Annotated in this window: 18 protein-coding genes; 4 read left to right on the top strand and 14 right to left on the bottom strand. The window is 58.6% G+C overall.

What is annotated here, in order from left to right:
• Positions 1–61: 61 nt before the first annotated feature.
• Positions 62–805: an IclR family transcriptional regulator gene (locus tag B5M42_RS07805; protein ID WP_134755446.1), complete on the bottom strand. Its 744-nt coding sequence runs from the start codon at positions 803–805 to the stop codon at positions 62–64.
• A gap of 508 nt (positions 806–1,313) precedes the next feature.
• Between B5M42_RS07805 and B5M42_RS07800 the strand changes: the two genes are divergently transcribed.
• Complete coding sequence (locus B5M42_RS07800) at positions 1,314–2,312, top strand: alpha/beta hydrolase (RefSeq protein ID WP_134755444.1); 999 nt, start codon at positions 1,314–1,316, stop codon at positions 2,310–2,312.
• Between the two features lie 131 nt (positions 2,313–2,443).
• On the top strand, positions 2,444–4,375 hold the full coding sequence (locus tag B5M42_RS07795; RefSeq protein WP_230632794.1) for a superoxide dismutase: 1,932 nt from the start codon (positions 2,444–2,446) through the stop codon (positions 4,373–4,375).
• 235 nt (positions 4,376–4,610) lie between these two features.
• Here the strand turns inward: B5M42_RS07795 and B5M42_RS07790 are convergent, their stop codons facing one another.
• The 10 genes from B5M42_RS07790 to B5M42_RS07745 form a co-directional block, all read right to left on the bottom strand.
• Positions 4,611–5,930 carry a deoxyguanosinetriphosphate triphosphohydrolase family protein gene (locus B5M42_RS07790; protein WP_134757820.1) on the bottom strand — a complete coding sequence of 440 codons (1,320 nt, stop codon included), beginning with the start codon at positions 5,928–5,930 and terminating at the stop codon, positions 4,611–4,613.
• A gap of 583 nt (positions 5,931–6,513) precedes the next feature.
• Positions 6,514–7,107 carry a GTP cyclohydrolase I FolE gene (folE, locus tag B5M42_RS07785; protein ID WP_134752680.1) on the bottom strand — a complete coding sequence of 198 codons (594 nt, stop codon included), beginning with the start codon at positions 7,105–7,107 and terminating at the stop codon, positions 6,514–6,516.
• Entirely contained in the window at positions 7,097–7,702 is a 606-nt protein-coding gene (locus B5M42_RS07780) for a TetR/AcrR family transcriptional regulator (RefSeq protein WP_134752678.1), read from the bottom strand. Before B5M42_RS07780 ends, folE begins: the two co-directional genes overlap by 11 nt.
• Before the next feature lie 85 nt (positions 7,703–7,787).
• Positions 7,788–8,000: a YneF family protein gene (locus B5M42_RS07775; protein WP_134752676.1), complete on the bottom strand. Its 213-nt coding sequence runs from the start codon at positions 7,998–8,000 to the stop codon at positions 7,788–7,790.
• Positions 8,001–8,097: 97 nt separating this feature from the next.
• Entirely contained in the window at positions 8,098–9,132 is a 1,035-nt protein-coding gene (locus B5M42_RS07770) for an HD-GYP domain-containing protein (protein ID WP_134752674.1), read from the bottom strand.
• A gap of 30 nt (positions 9,133–9,162) precedes the next feature.
• Positions 9,163–9,732: a methylated-DNA--[protein]-cysteine S-methyltransferase gene (locus B5M42_RS07765; protein WP_134752672.1), complete on the bottom strand. Its 570-nt coding sequence runs from the start codon at positions 9,730–9,732 to the stop codon at positions 9,163–9,165.
• Positions 9,729–10,922: a tRNA epoxyqueuosine(34) reductase QueG gene (gene queG, locus B5M42_RS07760; protein ID WP_134752670.1), complete on the bottom strand. Its 1,194-nt coding sequence runs from the start codon at positions 10,920–10,922 to the stop codon at positions 9,729–9,731. The genes B5M42_RS07765 and queG overlap by 4 nt, the downstream gene beginning before the upstream one ends.
• Before the next feature lie 198 nt (positions 10,923–11,120).
• Positions 11,121–11,720: a signal peptidase I gene (gene lepB, locus B5M42_RS07755; protein WP_134752668.1), complete on the bottom strand. Its 600-nt coding sequence runs from the start codon at positions 11,718–11,720 to the stop codon at positions 11,121–11,123.
• Positions 11,721–12,275, bottom strand: a complete 555-nt coding sequence (locus B5M42_RS07750) for a DUF402 domain-containing protein (protein WP_134752666.1) — start codon at positions 12,273–12,275, stop codon at positions 11,721–11,723.
• A gap of 117 nt (positions 12,276–12,392) precedes the next feature.
• On the bottom strand, positions 12,393–12,824 hold the full coding sequence (locus B5M42_RS07745; protein ID WP_134752664.1) for a GNAT family N-acetyltransferase: 432 nt from the start codon (positions 12,822–12,824) through the stop codon (positions 12,393–12,395).
• A 466-nt stretch (positions 12,825–13,290) separates the two neighbouring features.
• Between B5M42_RS07745 and B5M42_RS07740 the strand changes: the two genes are divergently transcribed.
• Both B5M42_RS07740 and B5M42_RS07735 read left to right on the top strand, forming a co-directional pair.
• Positions 13,291–13,485 carry a hypothetical protein gene (locus B5M42_RS07740; RefSeq protein WP_134752662.1) on the top strand — a complete coding sequence of 65 codons (195 nt, stop codon included), beginning with the start codon at positions 13,291–13,293 and terminating at the stop codon, positions 13,483–13,485.
• Positions 13,486–13,595: 110 nt separating this feature from the next.
• A complete protein-coding gene (locus tag B5M42_RS07735) occupies positions 13,596–14,210 on the top strand; it encodes a superoxide dismutase (protein ID WP_134752660.1) in 615 nt (204 codons plus the stop codon).
• Between the two features lie 206 nt (positions 14,211–14,416).
• Here B5M42_RS07735 and nrdF read toward each other — a convergent pair whose 3' ends face one another.
• The 3 genes from nrdF to nrdI form a co-directional block, all read right to left on the bottom strand.
• Positions 14,417–15,373: a class 1b ribonucleoside-diphosphate reductase subunit beta gene (gene nrdF / locus B5M42_RS07730; RefSeq protein ID WP_134752658.1), complete on the bottom strand. Its 957-nt coding sequence runs from the start codon at positions 15,371–15,373 to the stop codon at positions 14,417–14,419.
• 215 nt (positions 15,374–15,588) lie between these two features.
• Positions 15,589–17,673 (bottom strand): class 1b ribonucleoside-diphosphate reductase subunit alpha, encoded by a 2,085-nt coding sequence (gene nrdE, locus B5M42_RS07725; protein ID WP_134752656.1) that lies wholly within the window; start codon positions 17,671–17,673, stop codon positions 15,589–15,591.
• Positions 17,660–18,019, bottom strand: a complete 360-nt coding sequence (gene nrdI, locus B5M42_RS07720; RefSeq protein ID WP_134752654.1) for a class Ib ribonucleoside-diphosphate reductase assembly flavoprotein NrdI — start codon at positions 18,017–18,019, stop codon at positions 17,660–17,662. Before nrdI ends, nrdE begins: the two co-directional genes overlap by 14 nt.
• Between the last annotated feature and the right edge of the window lie 85 nt (positions 18,020–18,104).

Here is an 18,104-nt window from a genome sequence, read left to right as displayed (position 1 = left end):
GGGCAGCCGCCCGAACAAGGCTGCTGCAAAGCCAGGCAGCCTCAAAAAAACACGATGCCGCTTAACGCAGCATCGTGCCCATGCGCCGCGCCGCTTCCATGATCAGCGGCGCTTGCTCTTGCATCAGGTCCAGCGTCAGCCGGTTAGCTGGACCTGATACGGCCAGCGCGGCGACCCATCGTCCGCCGCGCGCGACAATCGGCGCAGCCACAGCGGCTGCGCCCGGCTCGCGCTCCTCGACGCTCGTCGCGTAGCCGAGCCGACGCGTTTCCGCGAGCTGCTGGCGGAACGACTCGCCATCGAGCGCAGCCGGCCAGACGCTGGTCGCCAGCAGCCGCTCGGCCAGCGCCGGATCGGCGAACGCGACCAGCACCTTGCTGGACGCGCCTACATAAAGCGGCATGCGCGCGCCAACCGGCGCGACCCGTCGGATCGCGTGGTTGCTCTGCACAGCCTGAATGCGCACGCGCTCCAGCCCGTCCTGCACATACAGCGAGATCGTCTCGCCCAGTTGATCGCGTAGCCGTTCCATCTCCGGCAGCAGCAGCACGCTCGGATCGCCCTCTTGGGACAAATTGGCCGACAACTCCCAGAGTCGATAGCCCAGCCGGTATTTATCCGTGGCCGCATCGCGCATGACGAAGCCCTTGCCCTCCAGCGAAGCGAGCAGCCGGTGTACTGTACTTTTATGCAGCTCGGCACGGCCGGCGATTTCCGTCAAGCTCAGCTCGGCAGCATCGGTAAAACATAACAAAATATCCAAAGCGCGCTCTACAGCGCGGACCGTTAATTTTGAGTCTTCCAATCGGCTCCACCGCTTTCGTTCGTTGGTTTCACTATATGAAACTGACTATCTTCAGTATACCGAATGCGCCGGTAGCCGTAAAGCCGAAAATCGCAAGTCGCCGACTCTTGCACGGGCTCGCTTACCAGCTTGGCGATGGCTTTCCTGCCAGCCTGCAGCGGCTTTTCCCATCGCGGTAAGTTCAACTAACGCAACGCGGCAGCGCCGATAGACAGGGCAAATCCCGATCCGTTTCGCCCGGAAGATTAGCCCGCAACCACCGGCAAACGCCAAGCCGGACAGTGAGCCGCGCCCCTTTGCGGCAGCTTTTTGGCATAATTTGTTTTGTGTTACAGAACGATTACAGCCCTCTTACAATTGTGTACTTCAATTGACTTGAAAGCGCATCCAGCTTACTATAAAAGTACGGAGATTAATTATCTGAAAATTTCGCCGAATTGCCGCAATTTTCCTCTCTCCTCTTGCATCAGCCGATTTCACCCGCACCGTCTTCAAGGAGGGACCCGCCATGTCCACCACATCTGTTACCACGGGAGCGCTCCACCCCCCTTTGGAGCAAACGGCTTCTTATCCGCTCGTCCGACGCAAATCGCGCAAAAAGTACCTCTACACGGCGTTGCTTTCGCTGTTGGTGCTGTTTACGAGTATGACGCTTTCCTTTCACGCTTATATTGCTTGGACGCTGGCGCGTCCGCATATCGATCCGCTCCATGCCGATCCGATGTCGGCCGTCGGGTTGCCCTACGACAACATCACGTTTCCGAGCCGCAACGGGACTTCGCATCTGAACGGCTGGTACGTTCCGGGCAGCTCCGACAAAACCGTCATTTTCTCGCACGGCTACGGCGGCAATCGCGAGGAGCTGTGGGTTCCGCTGTACAATCTGGCGCGCGAGCTGCATATGCAGGGCTATAACGTGCTGATGTTCGATTACGGCTATGTTCAGCCGGGCGGAGAGCGCATTGTGACCGGAGGCGTGCAGGAATCGCAGGAGCTGCTCGGGGCTGTGGATTTTGCCAAGCAGATGTCGTCGGGACCGATCTTCGTGTGGGGATTTTCAATGGGCGCCGGCACGGCGCTGCAAGCGGCTTTGCAAAGCGACAAAGAGATTTCGGGCATGATCCTGGACAGCACCTTTTTGCTGAATCCGGACACCCTCTACCATAATATGCGGCAGTATGTGAATCTGCCCAAGTTCCCTTCTCTTCCGCTGGTTCGCCTGTTCTATCCGTTGCTCAACGGAGTCAGTCTCCAGCAGGTGCCCTACCAAAAGGTGATGAACACGTCGTATCAAATGCCGCTCTTCTTCATTCACGGTACGGATGACAACAAAGCGCCGTATGAGATGATTGAAGAGATTTACGGCAAGCAGCACGGTTCTGCGGCTACGCAGCTGTGGATTTTGCCAAACGCGCAGCACGAACTGCTGTACCGCGCCGAGCCGCAAACGTATGTGAACCGCACGCTTGGTTTTTTGCAGGAGCTGACTGCTGCCGCCAAGCCTTGACTATCGGTATTCCTTCCTCCTCCCTATATAGCTCGGTCCCCTTTTGTGGGGACCCTTTTTTTTGCGCTCACATAGCCGCTCGTCCGCGCGAATATATTGAAAGAAACGTTACGAATACGGGAGGCGTTCGGATGCAGAGCGAATACGGCGCGCAGTTGCGGTTTTTGGAAGAAATTTATATTCATAAATGGCGGGAAAATGATCAGGCGCTGCTGGCCCGCGCCGTACTGCCGCTTACGCCGCCGGAGGCGGATGCGCTGCAAGGCTGGGCGACCGCCTTCGCCGGCCTTGCGCGTTGCGCCGGCGAATGGCGGCGCTGGGCCGACGCCGCGGGGCCACGCGGCGCTGCTCTGGTGCAGGCGCAGGTCGAGCGCCTGCTTCAGCTATGCGCGGCTCAATCGCGCGCGTACGCGGGCTGCCTGCGTGCTCTGCAGGCAGCCCACGGCGCGGACCCGGCCGCGCAAAGCATACTCGCGCACCTGAAGCGCGAGTCAGCCCGCTGCCTCGGCGCCTGCGGCGTCTCCGAGGCAGCTTGGGCCCCGCCGCCCGGCGCAGCGGCGGCAGGGCCGGGGCGCGCGCCCGCTGCCGGAACGGCGGGCCTCGCGCCGGGCAGCCTGCCAGCCGCCTGCCCGGAAAGCGCCCGGGATAGCGCTCCACGCAGCTCAGCGGGCCTCGCGCCGGGAAGCGCCCATGCCCACGCTGAGGGCAGCGTGTCGAGACTCGCGCCAACCCACGCCCCGGGCCTCACGCGAGACAGTGCTCCACGCGACGCTGCGGACCTTGCATCAGGCAACGCCCGTGCCCACGCAACGGACAGCCCGCCAGTTCCCACCACAGCCTGCCACTCAGCCGCCGCGCCGGACAGCCCGCCTGCCCCCACCACAGTCCGCCAATCAACCGGCGCGCCGGACAGCCCGCCTGCCCCTACCACAGTCTGCCACTCAGCCGCCGCAACGGACAGCCTGCCTGCCCCCACCACAGTCTGCCACTCAGCCTCCGCGCCGGACAGCCCGCCTGCCCCTACCACAGTCTGCCACTCAGCCGCCGCGCCGGACAGCCCGCCAGTTCCCACCACAGCCTGCCACTCAACCGGCGCGCCGGACAGCCCGCCTGCTCCCACCACAGTCCGCCAATCAACCGGCGCGCCGGACAGCCCGCCTGTCCCCACCACAGTCAGCCACTCAGCCTCCGCCTCGGACCACCTGCCCGCCCACGCGCCGAGCCGCCACGCTGGCCGCATCCCGGCCGCGGAGCTTGCCGCCAGCGCTACCGGCGAAGGCAGCTGGCTGGCTGCACTGGCGGCAATCAGCCCGTCAACCGCCGCTGCACCCGGCGAGCCGGCGCACGGGACCGCGCCAGAGCCGCAGGCGCCGCTGGCCGGTCCGCCGTCGCTGTGGGCACCGATGCCCGCAGAAGCCGTCACAGCGCCGGACAGCCCCGATGCAAGCCCGGCCGCTTATCATAGCCTGCCGCCCCTATCCTACGCGTATGACGCGCTGGAGCCCTTCCTCGACGAAGCGACGCTACGGCTGCACCACGACGTCCTGCACCGCAGCGTCGTAGAGGCGCTAAATCACGCCCTGCACCAGCTCGCCGAAGCTCAGCGCACAAGCAGTATGGCGCTTATTCTGCAACGGGAACGCGAGTGCGCCGCTTATAGCGCCGAGCATGCGCTACACAGCCTGCTCTGGCACACCTTGCGTCCGGGCAGAGCTTCGCTGTCTGGCGGTCCGCTCGCGCAAGAGCTAGGCCGGACGTTCGGCGGCTTCGAGCAGTTCCAGCAGCAATTCACCGCTCGCGTCAATCAACTAAAAAACGGCGGCTGGGCGCTCCTGATCTGGAACGCGCACCGCCGCCGCCTTGAAATCGTTCATACCGCCCAGCTGTCCCCTGACTGGGGAGCCGTCCCGCTGCTGCCGCTGGATCTGAGCGAACACGCCTATTACCTGAAATACGGCCCGGACCGCGCCCCCTACATCGAAGCCTGGTGGCGTTTCGTCGACTGGCCCTACGTCAGCCGGCGCTTCGAAGCGGCCCGCAAGCTGCAGTGGCCAGCCCTCTGAGCGGGAATCCGCTCGCCGCTCACGCCGCTACTCGTCCGGCCGGCATTCTCCGCCGGACCGGACGGACGCGCCGCCAAGGCGTTTTCCCGGCTCCACCCGGCGGCCAATGCACCTCCCTGGCTCCACCCGACGGCCAATGCACCTCCCCGGCTCCAGCCTTCCCGGTCCGTCCCGCCACTTGAAGGCCGGAGCCGCCGTCACCACGGGCGTCGCAGACCACAGCGCCGCAAACGCGCTAATCCATCTCGTAAATCGAGCCGGATTTGCTGGCGAACAGCTCGGCGTACACCTTTTCCGCATAAGCGTCAGTCATTCCCGAAATATAGTCGGCGATAAAACGCGGCCAGCTCCAGCGCGCCTTATGCAGCTCATAGCTGTCCATCCAGTCAGGCGGCAGAATCCACTGCCCCTTGTCGGGATCGCGAAAGCTGTGCCACAAGCTTTCCACAATAATTTCGCTGCGCTTCTGCAGCCGCTGCACGCGAAAATCCTTGATCAGCGTCACCCAAGCGAGCTTTTTCAAAACCTCCATCGTCCGCAGCAGATCCAGATCCTCGGCGCCGTCCTTGACAAACGTGACCTTCTTCCAGCCCTTGACCGGATCGTCCACGATATCCAGACCGTGCGCAAACAAGCTGACCCAGCGCGCCTTCATCTCCCGGCGGGTACGCGACTCCTCGCGGTTGCATTCGCGGAAAATCCGCTCCCACTGCTCCAGATACGCGGCAAGCACGCGCCGCACCGTCTGCTCGATGTCGACTTGCTCCCAGCCCCATTTTTTATTGTTTGGATCGTTGATGATTTCCAGTACCAGATGACGAATCAGCCGCTGATTTTCAAAAAAAGTCGCATTCATCTGGATTTTACCGGCGCGAATGCCATCCTCGATATCGTGCGTGGAATACGCGATGTCGTCGCACAGATCCATCAGCTGCGCCTCCAGCGTCGAGCAGCCGTCCGGCATGTCCCACATCTCGCGCAGCTCCTTCAAGTCCGCCCATTCCGAAGCATAAGCTCCCTTCAAGCGCCCTTCCTCTTCCAGCAGGAACGGGTACTTATTAATGCCCAGCAGCACCGCTGCCGTCAAGTCCAACCCACTCTGGCTGCCCGCCCGCTTCTCCAAAAACATCAGGATGCGAAAATTTTGCGCATTCCCTTCATATTTCAAGCCATGCTCGCTGAGCAGCAATTGGTTCAGCACCTCTTCGCCCTTATGCCCAAACGGCGGATGACCGAAATCATGGGCCAGCGACGCGCATTCGACCACCGTCGGGTCGATGACCAGCCCGGGATGCTCCTTCAGCTGCAAAAAAGGATTCGTCCGTCCCAGCCGCTTCGCCACCTCTCTGGCGATTTGCGCCACCTCCAGCGAATGCGTCAGCCGCGTGCGGTAATAATCGCCGGACCCGGCGCCAAACACCTGCGACTTGCCCTGCAGCCGGCGAAAAGCCGGCGACTGGATCAGCCGCGCATAATCTTTTTCAAACTCGTCCCGATCTTCGCTGAACTTGGAGGAAGCCGCTTCGCCGGGTCGCCACTTTCTCAAATCTTCCATATATAGCCGCTCCTCTTATGGCCCCGCGGGCCGTTGATGTTATGTGAAAATCCTCCGCCATGCATACGCAGCAGACCGCGCCGTCTGCCTTGGTCTTGCCTGCCCTGCCTGCCTTGCCTGCCCCGCCTGCCCTGCCCTGCCTTGCCTGCCTTGCCTGCTCTGCCTGCTCTGCCTGCCCTGCCTGCCTTGCCTGCCTTGTCTGCCCTGCCTGCCTTGCCTGCCCCGCCTGCTCTGCCTGCCTTGCCTGCCCTTCCTGCCTTGCCTGCCCTGCCTGCCTTGCCTGCCTTTCCTGCCCTGCCCTGCCTGCCCTGCCTGCCCTGCCTGCTCTGCCTGCCCTGCCTGCTCTGCCTGCCTCACCAGCCTTACGCCCGCTGCAGGCGACGCTGTAACGCTCTTATCTACAGCGTATGTCATAAACAGGATACTATAACTGCCAAAGCGGCAACAAGCGGCCAAACCCGGAGCGGCGGGCGGCTCGTTCAAATAAAAAACCATCCAGAATATTCTGGATGGGTCTCTGTAAAACCGTGAGCAGGCCATCAAGCACGGCATGCGCTCGTACCGCCTTGCCTTGCAGGTCCTGCTAGTCCTGCCGCAGCAGCGACAGAAACTCGGCGCGTTGCGCCGCATCTCGGGCAAACGTGCCGCGCACAGCCGAGGTGACCGTTTTGCTGCCGTATTTCTTGACGCCGCGGGCGCACATGCACATGTGCTCGCCCTCTACGACCACCATGACGCCGTGCGGCTTCAGCACATCCTCAAGAATGTCGGCCAGCTCCGACGTAATGCGCTCCTGCACCTGCAGTCTGCGCGTTACCGCATCGACAAGCCGGGCGAATTTGCTCAATCCAGCAACCTTGCCGCTCGGCACATAACCGACGTGAATCTTGCCGAAGAACGGAGCCATGTGATGCTCGCATTGGCTGAAATACATAATATCTTTTATGATAACCAACTCTTCGTGCTTTTCATCAAACGTAACGCCCAGCACCTCGCGGACATCGGCATCGTATCCGGCAAAAATCTCCTCGTACATCCGCGTCACGCGCGCCGGCGTATCCAGCAGGCCTTCCCGATCGACGTCTTCGCCAATCAGCCGCAAAATCTCCCGCACATGCTGTTCAATCTGCTCCCGGTTCTCTGCGACTCTGGAGTTTTTATATTCTCTAGCGGCCATAACTCACTCCTCTTCCCTCTCCGATCCAGACTTGCAGCAGGCGGATGCTATCGCGCAGCGCCTTGCTGTCTCGATGTGTTTTGGCAAGCAGCACGCCGCCCTGAAGCAGCGATACGAGCGGCAAAGCCAGCTCGGCCGGCTCAAGTCCGCCCAGCGTCAGCTCGCCGCGGCGCAAGCCCTCGTCCAGCGTGCGCGTCAGCTTGTCCTCCAATTCGGTAAAAAAACAGCTTAGCGGCTTACGCAGCTCCTCAAACCGCCCGCTCAGCTCCAACGATAAATTGCCGAAAAAACAGCCCTTGCGCAAGCCGTGCTCCTCGCAAAATTCGAGCATCTGCTCAAACAGCCGCTCGATGCGTCGCGCCGGCGTCAGCTCCACATTATCGAGACTGGGCTCCAGCAGCGTGCGCCGCATTTGCTGTACCATACGCTCAATGACCTTGACGCCAAGCTCTTCCTTGCTTTTAAAATGATAATAAAAATTGCTTTTACAGACGCCGCTGCTGGACAAAATCTCCTCCACTCCGGTTGCCTGAAAGCCAAGGTCATGGAACAGGCCCATCGCCGCTTCCATAATTTTGTCTTTATTGTTCGTCATGAACGAGCCCACCCCTAGCAAGTACTGGTCTGTCCTACTCATACCGAACGTTGTGCCGCTGCGTGCGCTCCAGAACGCTCTGGAGCTATTTTTTCCATTTTTGGTTTTTCATCATCGTTTGCGCTTTATTCAATTGCTGCTTGTTCAAATTGTAGCCCATTTGCTTGGCCATTTGCTGCAGCATCTCCGGGTTGCTTTGCATTTTCTCCAGCTGCTTGCGCAAATAGAAGACCCCGATGAAAAAACCGCCGACCAAGCCGACGATCAAGGTAATAATCGGGATGATATAACTCCACATGACTCTTTCCCCCCGCTTGCCGTGAATAGTTTTGCTTGCATTGCGACTGTTCCATCATAGCATTTTCTGCACCGCCTGTACAAATCGGCAATCGGCCCTACAGCAGCACCTGCTCGATAAAAACGGTCGTATGCTTGGCCAGATCGATTTCCTTGATTTCCAGCTGTTTGTCGTCGCCGTCCTGCTTGACGACGCGGACGATCGGACGGCCCGGCAGCCCGCGATGCTGTCCGACGACCACGCCGGTTTCCCGCGTGGACAGCTTTACCGATGCACCCGTCGGATAAACCGATACCGACTTGAGAAAATGGACCAACACGTCGTGATCAAGCCCCGTGCCGGCCAAAGCCATCATATGCTCGCACGCTTCGTGCGGCAGCATCCGGCGACCTTGCGACAGATCGAACAGCAGGTTGTCGTACATGTTGGCGACAGCGACGATTTTGGCATAGAGATGAATCTGATCGCCGTTCAGACCGCGGGGTATGCCGGTGCCGTCCATCGTCTCATGATGCTGGAACGCCACATGTGCGATGAGCAAGCTGTATTCGCGTTTGTTTTTGATCACCTCGAAGCCGCGCCACGTATGGTGCTTTTTCAAATCGCCGCAGGTGTCGTCGCAAATATTTTCGATTTTGCCGATATCGTGCAGCAGCGCTCCAATCGCCAGCTCCTTGAGCTGCACCGGCGTCAGCCCCATATTGATCCCGATCAGCGCCGACATCATGCAGACGTTCGTCGCATGCACGTACATCTCGTTATCCTTTGTGCGGATATCGGAAAGCTGAACGAGCACGTCCTTGTTTTTCATGACGTCTTCCAGCAATTGATCGATGCTCACGCTGATCGAACGCGTATTGAACTCCTTGCCGGAGCGGATCGAATCAAACGTGTCGCCCATCTGCTTCATTACAGCGCGCTTCGTTTCCTCGGAAATAACCTCGGGAATTTCCACGTCCGCCATGTTCGGGTCTTTGATGTAGAGCATCGTGACCCCGATGCGCCGCAGCGTCGTAATCATAAAAACGGTCAGCTGCACGCCTTCGGACAACAGCACAGCGCCGTTGCTGGAGAAAATCGTTCTCCCCAGATATTGGCCCGGCTCTACGGAATCTACGTGAACATATATCATTAACGATCACTCCAACGCGTTGATTTCTGATCAGAAAAGCCCGCCTGCTGCCGAGCCTCCATAAGCCTCCAGGTCCAGCAGCTTGATCTTGATATCGAGTCCGCCGCCAAAGCCTACCAGCGCACCGTTGGCGCCAATCACCCGGTGGCAAGGTACGATAATCGCAATCGGGTTGCGATTGTTGGCGCCGCCGACGGCGCGGACCGCCTTCGCATCGCCAAGCGCTTCGGCGATTTGCTTGTACGAGGCGGTCCGGCCGTAGCCGACCTCGCACAGCGCCAGCCAGACGCGCTTTTGGAAGTCGGTGCCGTGCAGCACCAGCGGCACCTCAAAGCGCGTCCGCTCGCCGCGGAAATATTCGGCCAGCTGCCCGGCCGCCGCATCGAGCACCGCGGCTTCCGGCACAGCCGGCGCTCCTGCGGGCTGCGGCGTCCAGACGTGGGGGCCGAGCCAGCGGTCGGCCCATGCCTCCATGCGCGGCAGATTCGCCTCCGCCGCGCCGAATTCGACGCCGCACAAGCGGCCGTTGTCGGCTTCCAGCACCAGCGGGCCAATCGGAGAAGCGATTTCCCGATAATAAAGCGTATGCGGCTCGTTCATCTTTGCTCCTCCTCTAAGGGAAACGCCCGCTCGTTCACGACCGCCGCCGCCCGCTCCAGATTGTCGCGGACGCGCGGCTCGCTTTCGCTGCCCAGCGCTTCGGCGATCACTGCCGACGCTTCCTCGCCGCCGATGCGGCCCAGCGCCCAAGCGGCCGTCGCGCGGATTTCCGGGCGCGGATCATCCCGCAGCAGCTCGGCCAGCGCCGGGACCGCCGAGCGGTCGCGGAAGTTGCCGAGCGCAATGATTGCATTGCGCTGAATCGGCTTTTTACCGCGCCAGGATGCCGCTATTTGCCCATAACGCTCTTTGAACTCGCGATTGTTCATCGTAAGCAGCGGCAGCAAAAGCGGCTTGACCTTCTCGGGATCGGGCGTCAGCTCGGGCTGATGCGTCCAGTTTTTGCCGCGGTTTTTCGGACAGACGATTTGGCAGGTATCGCACCCGTACAAGCGGTTGCCGATTTTGAGCTTCATTTCGTCCTCGATATAGCCCTTCGTCTGGGTAATGAACGAGATGCAGCGTCCGGCATTGAGCTGCCCGGGACCAACGAGCGCGCCGGTCGGGCAGGCGTCTATGCACAGTGTGCAATCTCCGCACTGATCCATAATAGATGTATCGGCAGGAAAAGGCAGATTTGTAATGATTTCACCCAGATAAACCCAGGAGCCAAACTCCGGTGTGATGATTGCGCAGTTTTTGCCGCTCCAGCCGATCCCGGCCCGCTCGGCGACGGCGCGATCCACCAGCACGCCGGTGTCTACCATGCTTAACACGCGCGCGTCGTCGACCCGTTCGGCCAGAAAGGCCTCCAGTTTGGCAAGCCGGTCGCGCAGGACGTCATGGTAGTCCTGGCCCCACGACGAGCGCGAGATGATCCCGCGATAAGCGCCCGGCACCGAGCGCGGCGGATCGGCCAGCTTCGACGGGTACGCAACGGCTATGGCGATCAGCGAAGCCGGGGCCTCAAGGCTAAGCGCAGGATCGACGCGCTTGTCGATGTCCGGCTCCTCGAAGCCGGATTCATAGCCCTTCGCCCGGTGCGCCAGCAGAATCTGCTTCAGCTCGTCGAACGGCTCCGCCGATGCAAAGCCCAGCTTGTCGATGCCCAGTCCCGGTGCGGCCTCCAGCAGCTCGCGCTTGAGCCGCAGCCAATCGGCCGGCGTCGCCTTGCTTACAGAAAGGGCCATGCCCGTCGTCACCTCGCTTTTCTCATAGGTTGCATTTGCGCCATACAGCGCGCATACGGCCTGCGCAGCGGCAATCCAATCCGGGCCGCAAGGCGGATCGCCCGCCGCTTGCTCTGAATGCTCGCACCTCAGCCCGCTCTGCCGCCTGTGCGCGCCTTTACGGCGCTCTCTAGCGAGGAGCCCGCGCTCCCGCCGCGGCTATAGCGGGCCCGCCTGATTCGGCGGCCAGACGATCCATTCGGCGCGGCCCTGTACGGATTCGACCGCAACCGCTCCGAATGCCCGGCTGTCCGAGCTCGCTCCGAAGTGGCGATTGTCGCCCATCACGAACAACCGGCCGGGCGCGACCGTCACAGCGCTCATATCGCTGCCTTCAATCGGCGAATCGGCGTAAGCCTCGGTCAACGCTTCGCCGTTGATCCACAACAGTCCACCGCGCACCTCAACGCGGTCGCCAGCCACCGCAACGACGCGTTTGACGAGGAACGGATGCGTCTTGGCCCGCTCCTCCTGCGGCTCGCTGACGATGACCACGTCGCCGCGCCGCGGCTCGTGCATATACGTCACCGCCTTGTTGACCAGCAGCCACTCGCCGTCCTGCAAGGTCGGCTGCATCGAGCTGCCGCTCACCGCGGACAAATAAAAGCCGAAGCGGTGCAGCAGCAGCACGACGCCTACCGCGACCAGCGTCGATTTGGTCCAATCCCATATTTCCATCGGGAGCGTCTTGGCTTCGGCTCCTCCCGCGCGCTGCGGAGCAAGCCCGCTGTGTCCCTTTTTAGGCGCCAGGAAGCTCACTTAGGCCCCTCCGTTCCTTTGCTTGTCCCACAGCTCGTAATAATGCAGCACCAGCTCGTCATTAAACGGCGCTTGCGCCAGCTGGATCCGTTGGAGCACGGCGTCGAGCCCGGACTGCACCTTTGACTCCACAAGCGTTGAATAATGATAAAGCGACTTATGCCGCTCGTATTCTTCCTGATCCACGATATGCACCGCGCCGGTCGACAGCCGGATTACGTCGAGATCGTAATCGATATAAGTAAGCACCCGCTGTGACAAATAGGGCGGCGACGCGATATTGCAGTAATAACGGACACCGCTGTCCTCCAGCAGCGCAACAACATTAAACCACAGCTTGGGCACGAAAAAAGACACGCCCGGAATACGGCTCGTCCACTCCTTGCCGTCGGCTTCCTGAATTTTGGTCTGGCTGTTGATCAGCACCAGCATCCCTTCCCGCAAATGATCGGGATGAAGATGCGCTTCGGGAACGAGCCAATTCTCCAGCCACATGCGGTGCAATTGTCCGTCATGCTTGAAGCTTTTGATCAAATGCGGGGTAAATAAATCCATCCTTCAAAGCTCCTCTGCTCAGCATGCCGCCAATTTTGCGATAATAATAGAAAAGCATATCTTTTCGCCAATTGCAACGGCGGGAAAGATATGCCTGTACGTGAACCAGCGACTTGCCTATACGCTGACTTTTTTCAATATGCTCAGACGATGCGCGGCCCGCGAGAAATCCGAGCTGCTGTAGCCGGCCGACTCGTAGACGGGAAGCACCATTTCGTTGTGCGCATCCACGGTGACCATGATTTTATTAACCTTCCGCTGGAGAAAACGCTGCTTCATCGCTTCGATTAAAGCTTTGCCGATACCTTGGCGCTGAAACGGCGCGGCCACTGCAATTCGATAATAGTAACCGTTGTTGTTATCGATCGTACCGATGATAAGGCCTACAATCTGATCCGCTTCCTCGGCAATCAGCACCAGATCGGTATCCCAGGAAAGCTGACGGGCAAACGCCTCGATCGTATCCTCATAACAATTTTCCGACAAAACCTCTTGCAAAAGAGTCGTTACCGAAGATGTATCCGCAAGCTGAAATGAACGAACGTGCATACGTTTCTCTCCCAAATTCTTAATTTTAAATATTTGTTTTTCGGTAACATATGAAATACGACAAAAACCACCAGAATCCTGCTAAAAATGTGGCGAAAGTCACAAAAAAATCAGGTTTTTTTGTGATTTCTCATGAAAACGCTTAATATGAAACGCTTACATGATAAAAAAGACATAAATGAAATAAAATTTTCCATTATTTTTCTCGACATCTGTACGCCTGTCCCGACCGATTTAAACGACTGCTTGCCGTTTGATGAAAAAACTGCTGCCCGCGACTGGCTTCGTCCGCCCCTTTCAGAGCCGCGACTAGCGCGATTTAACAGGACATGTATAAAAAACAAGAAAAAATCGGAATTTAAGGAAGGCAAAGTCGCATATTCGTTTCATTGGCGGCCTCAGCGGTTACGAGTGTATAAGGGCGCTGATCCGCTCCGGCGGCTTGACGGCAAGGAGGTGAATCAGGTTGGACGGAACCACCGGCACACAACGCAATCTGCACGATCTCAGCTCGCTGGACACCGCGCAGTGGACGGCGCAAGAGCTGGCTTACCACCACCGGACGATGAGCGAGCTTTCGCCCTGGCTGAATGCGCAAGGGACGCACATTCACGGGCAGATCGTTCAGGAAATTACCCGCCGCGGCGGGATGGACGCCTAGCAGCTCCAGAACCGGCCGACTTAGTAAACATACATGTTGATTTATTATCAAATATCGGTCATAATGGGGATGAAAAAAATTACATATAATCGTAGGAGGTATTTAGAATCATGGCCCATCAATTACCGGCACTGCCTTACGCCAACAATGCTTTAGAGCCTCACATCGACGAAACGACTATGATGATTCACCACGACCGTCATCATAACGCATATGTGACTAACCTGAACGCCGCGCTCGACAAGCATCCCGAGCTGCACGAGAAATCGCTGAACGATCTGATCAGCGACCTGAACAGCGTTCCTGAAGATATCCGTACCGCAGTTCGCAACAACGGCGGCGGACACGCCAACCACTCCCTGTTCTGGGAAACGATTGGCCCGAACGCGGGCGGCGCACCAAGCGGCGCACTGGCCGCAGCGATTGACAGCGAGCTGGGCGGCTTTGACAAGTTCAAAGAAGCTTTCGCAGCTGCAGGCGCTACACGCTTCGGCTCCGGCTGGGCGTTCCTCGCTGTAACGAAAGACGGCAAGCTGAAAGTATACAGCCTGCCTAACCAAGACAGCCCGATCATGGAAGGCGAAACGCCAATCCTCGGTCTGGACGTATGGGAACATGCTTACTACCTGAAATACCAAAACAAACGCCCTGACTACATCGCTGCGTTCTGGAACGTAGTGAACTGGGATGAAGTGGGCAAACGTTACGAAGCAGCCGTGAAGTAATTCACGCGCCCCAGCGCTTCCAGCAGCCAACCGGACGACCGGATGGGCTATCTGGAGCGCTCGCCCTTACCGCATATCCGCCCCGCAGGGCGCAGCCGCCGGACCACCGGAGCGCGCCCCCGCGAGCGGACGACATAAAAGCCGTCTTCCCGTAGCAGCCAAGCTGCTCGGAAGACGGCTTTTGTTTGTAAAGACGCTGCCGCGTTCTAGGCAAAAATAAAATCCTCGTCGCGCAGCGGTTCAATATGGATGGTGCGGACGTAGCCATTGCCTTTTTTCGAAAAAAAGTCGTGTTGCTTTGTATGCGTGCTGATCCCGTTCAAGACGATCGGATTGACCTCTTCCTCTTCGAACACCGGCTCCAGCCCCAAATTCATCATCGCCTTGTTGGCATTGTAACGCACGAAGCGATTCACCTCGTCGGTCAAGCCCAGCCCTGTGTACAATTCCTCGGTATACGCCAGTTCATTGGCGTGCAGCTGCTGGAGCAGCTCCTGCAGCTCCCGCGAAGCGTCGGCTTGCTCGGTCTCCGACAGCTCTTTATTGTAGATTTCCTGCGCCAGCATGCCGATGTACAAGCCGTGAATGCTTTCGTCGCGCAGGATCAAATCGACGATTTCGCCGCTGCTGGTCATTTTGCCTTGTCCGGCCAAATACAGCGGATAGAAGAAGCCACTATAGAACAAATAACTCTCCAGCAGCACCGACGCCGCCATTGCCAAATACAGCTCCTTGCGCGTTCCGATGCTCCGGTAAAAGCCGGAAATGATCTCGGCCTTGCGCTGCAGCCGCGGATTGGCTTCGACCCACTGGAAGACGTGATCGATCTCCTCCGTCGTCGCCAGCGTCGTGAAGATGCTGCTATACGACTTGGCGTGGATTTGCTCCATCATGCCCATAAAGCTCAGCACCGCCTTCCGCTGCAAGCCGCCGACATGGTCGAGAATCTTGGGAATGCCGACGCCTCCCTGAATCGTGTCGAGCAGCGTGAGACCGCCGAGCACTTTTTTATACAACTCCCGCTCCGCTTCGCTCAGCGCAATCCACGACATCTTGTCGTCGGACAGCGGAATCTCCTCGTCGGTCCAGAACTGCATAATGTTCTGATTCCAGAACATCAGGGTGAAATCGTCGTCCGGGCGGTTCCAATTCACGGCTTGCATGCTTATGCCACTCCATTTCCTTGTCTTTGTCTAAAATCCGGTGAAAAATCAGTGTCCTTCGGTCGATAGCGGTTTCCACTCGCTGTTGTAGCCGGATTTTTCGATGGAATAACCTCGCTGGGGTGAAAATCCGTCTACAAAGGCGACCGCTGACGCTGTTCCAACTCGCTATCGACTCTCCGGCCACTTCTTCACCGGACTTCTACAGTCGTTCGTTATACGGCGCAGCTAACGCATTCTTCGACGCTCAGTCGGTTCGTGCGGGTGTAGTACAGCGATTTAAGCCCCTTTTTGGCGGCGTACAGGTAGCAGCGGGCCAGCTCCCGCGTCGTGACGTTGCTGTTGACGTGAAGAATCGTCGAGATGCCTTGATCGACATGCTCCTGAATTTCCGCAATCAGGTCGAGCACCTTGAATTGATTCATTTGATAAGCCGATTTGAAAAAGAAGAAATTGTCCTTGGACAAATACGGCATCGGATAATACGTCGTCGAGTTGGCGTACGTACGCGTTTCGATCGGCTCAACGATCGGCATGACGCTGGATGTTGCGTTCTGCACGTAAGAGATGCTTTGCGTCGGGGCTACAGCCAGGCGATAAGCATGGTACAAGCCGTGCTGCTGCACCTGCTCCTTGAGCGCTGCCCATTCGGCCGGACCCGGCAGGTCCATCCCGGCAAACAATACGCGTACTTTCTCGCTGGCCGGACGGTAGTCGGTGGCCAAGTACTTGTCGAAATACGCGCCCTTGGCGTATTCGGACTCGGCGAAGCCGACAAACGTCGTCTTGCGGTCGCGCGCAAGCTCCATGCTTTTTTCCAACGAATAATAGTTAACGGCCATGAAAAACGCGCGCGCGAACTCCTTCGCTTCGTCGCTTTCATAGGCGATTTTGTTTTTGGCCAGATAGCCGTGCAGGTTCATAGCGCCCAAACCGACCGAGTGCAGCTCGGCGTTCGCTTTAACAACGCCCGGGGCGTTGGCGACGGTTGTCTTGTCGCTGACCGCGGTGAGCGCCAGCATGCCTTCGTGCACCGACTCGCGCAGCTTGCCCAGATCCATGACGTTGGCGATGTTCAGCGACGCCAGATTGCAGCTGATATCTCTGCGGATCGTATCCGATTCGCCGTAGTTGCCGATCTCCGACGTCTCCTGCAATTGATAGATTTCCGTGCACAAGTTTGACATCTTGATCGCGCCGATTTCCTTGAGCGCATGGTTGCGGTTGGCATTGGTTTTGTTCATGATATACGGATAACCCGATTCAAGCTGGATGCCGGCAATTTTCACCAGCATGTCGCGCGCGCTCATGATCGCTTTCTTGCGGACGCGCGGGTTGGCGAGCAGCTCATCGTACATCTGGTCCATATCAAGATCGTCGAGATGACGGCCGTATTCGCGATACACCGAATACGGGGCGAAGATCGTCAACGGCTGATCCTTCTCGGCCAGCTCGTAGAATTTGTTCGGCACGATCAGGCCGATGGACAACGTCTTGAGACGCGTTTTCTCGTCGGCATTGATCTTCTTGCTGTCGAGGAATTCCATGACGTCCCAGCCGAAGATGTTGTAGTAGGCCGCGCCGGAGCCCTTGCGCTGACCCATCTGGTCGGCATAGGAGAAGGCGTCTTCCATCAGCTTGAGCACCGGCATGATGCCCTTGGCTGCGCCCTCCACATCCTTGATCGGCTCGCCGCGTCCGCGCAGCTTCGACAGGTTGACGGCTACGCCGCCGCCGATTTTGGACAGCTGCATGCAGGTCGCCAGGCAATAGTTGATCGAGTTGAGCGAATCGTCCATCTCCAGCAGGAAGCAGGACACCATCTCGCCCCGACGGCTTTTGCCGGCGTTCAGGAAGGTCGGCGTCGCCGGCTGCATGCGTTGCTCCATCATCGAGACGGCCAGCGTCTTGGCCAGCTCTGCGTCGCCGTCGGCCAAATAAAGCGCCACAATCGCCACCCGGTCCGGGTAATGCTCCAGATACAAGGAGCGGTCGTTGCTTTTCATCGCATAATCCACATAAAACTTCGATGCGGCCATGTAGGACGCAAATTGAAACGGAACGGCCCGGGCGGCCGCAAACACCGCTTCGGCTTGCTCCGGCGTGTAATGCTCATATACGTTCTCATAGTAGTCGTGCTCGATCATGTAGTCGATCTGCTCGCGAATGGTCGCAAAGCTCAGGCTGCGCGCCCGCGTCTCTTCCATGAACGCCGCTACGGCTTCTTTATCTTTATCGAGACGGAAAAAACCGTCGCTGTCTCTTTGCATCAATTCATTGTTCAGTTCAATATACCGCAACGGATTTCAACCCCTCTCTGAAACGCTCGACATCGCTTTTGGTTCCCGACAATTCGAATTTGCACAGCACCGGCACATCGTACAGATGGGAAATCGTATCCGCGCTTTTGGCAAAGCCGGTTCCCCAGTTGCGGTTGCCGCTGGCCGATACGGCCTTGAGCTTCTTATGGTTGCGGTCGAGGAAGGTTTGCACTCTGTCGGGGATTTGGCCAAAGCCGGTCGTATACGTAACCAGCACAAAAGGCTCCTCCAGCGTCATTGCTTCTTCGATCTGGACGGCGGGCAAATGAAGCTTCTCGATAAATCGGCGAACGTTGCCGGTCTTGGAATCATAGGCAATCAGCATGCGGTCGAACACTCCTTGAGTTAAAAATCGCTATTGCGGGGCATAGAAAGAGCGTACCCGGAGCCAGGGCCGGATACGCCCGGTT

Source organism: Paenibacillus athensensis, assembly GCF_004514475.2.
Taxonomy (GTDB): domain Bacteria; phylum Bacillota; class Bacilli; order Paenibacillales; family NBRC-103111; genus Paenibacillus_AL; species Paenibacillus_AL athensensis.
The sequence above is the reverse complement of the archived record's forward strand: the minus strand, read 5'-3'. Positions and strand labels throughout refer to the sequence as shown.

Excerpts from the sequence above, each read along its gene's own strand:
- B5M42_RS07735 (WP_134752660.1), top strand. The coding sequence starts at position 13,596 with ATGGCCCATCAATTACCGGCACTGCCTTACGCCAACAATGCTTTAGAG.
- B5M42_RS07795 (WP_230632794.1), top strand. The coding sequence starts at position 2,444 with ATGCAGAGCGAATACGGCGCGCAGTTGCGGTTTTTGGAAGAAATTTAT.
- folE (WP_134752680.1), bottom strand. The coding sequence starts at position 7,107 with ATGGCCGCTAGAGAATATAAAAACTCCAGAGTCGCAGAGAACCGGGAG.
- B5M42_RS07775 (WP_134752676.1), bottom strand. The coding sequence starts at position 8,000 with ATGTGGAGTTATATCATCCCGATTATTACCTTGATCGTCGGCTTGGTC.
- B5M42_RS07745 (WP_134752664.1), bottom strand. The coding sequence starts at position 12,824 with ATGCACGTTCGTTCATTTCAGCTTGCGGATACATCTTCGGTAACGACT.
- B5M42_RS07750 (WP_134752666.1), bottom strand. The coding sequence starts at position 12,275 with ATGGATTTATTTACCCCGCATTTGATCAAAAGCTTCAAGCATGACGGA.
- nrdI (WP_134752654.1), bottom strand. The coding sequence starts at position 18,019 with ATGCTGATTGCCTATGATTCCAAGACCGGCAACGTTCGCCGATTTATC.
- B5M42_RS07780 (WP_134752678.1), bottom strand. The coding sequence starts at position 7,702 with ATGACGAACAATAAAGACAAAATTATGGAAGCGGCGATGGGCCTGTTC.
- B5M42_RS07800 (WP_134755444.1), top strand. The coding sequence starts at position 1,314 with ATGTCCACCACATCTGTTACCACGGGAGCGCTCCACCCCCCTTTGGAG.
- B5M42_RS07790 (WP_134757820.1), bottom strand. The coding sequence starts at position 5,930 with ATGGAAGATTTGAGAAAGTGGCGACCCGGCGAAGCGGCTTCCTCCAAG.
- queG (WP_134752670.1), bottom strand. The coding sequence starts at position 10,922 with ATGGCCCTTTCTGTAAGCAAGGCGACGCCGGCCGATTGGCTGCGGCTC.
- B5M42_RS07765 (WP_134752672.1), bottom strand. The coding sequence starts at position 9,732 with ATGAACGAGCCGCATACGCTTTATTATCGGGAAATCGCTTCTCCGATT.
- nrdF (WP_134752658.1), bottom strand. The coding sequence starts at position 15,373 with ATGCAAGCCGTGAATTGGAACCGCCCGGACGACGATTTCACCCTGATG.
- B5M42_RS07770 (WP_134752674.1), bottom strand. The coding sequence starts at position 9,132 with ATGATATATGTTCACGTAGATTCCGTAGAGCCGGGCCAATATCTGGGG.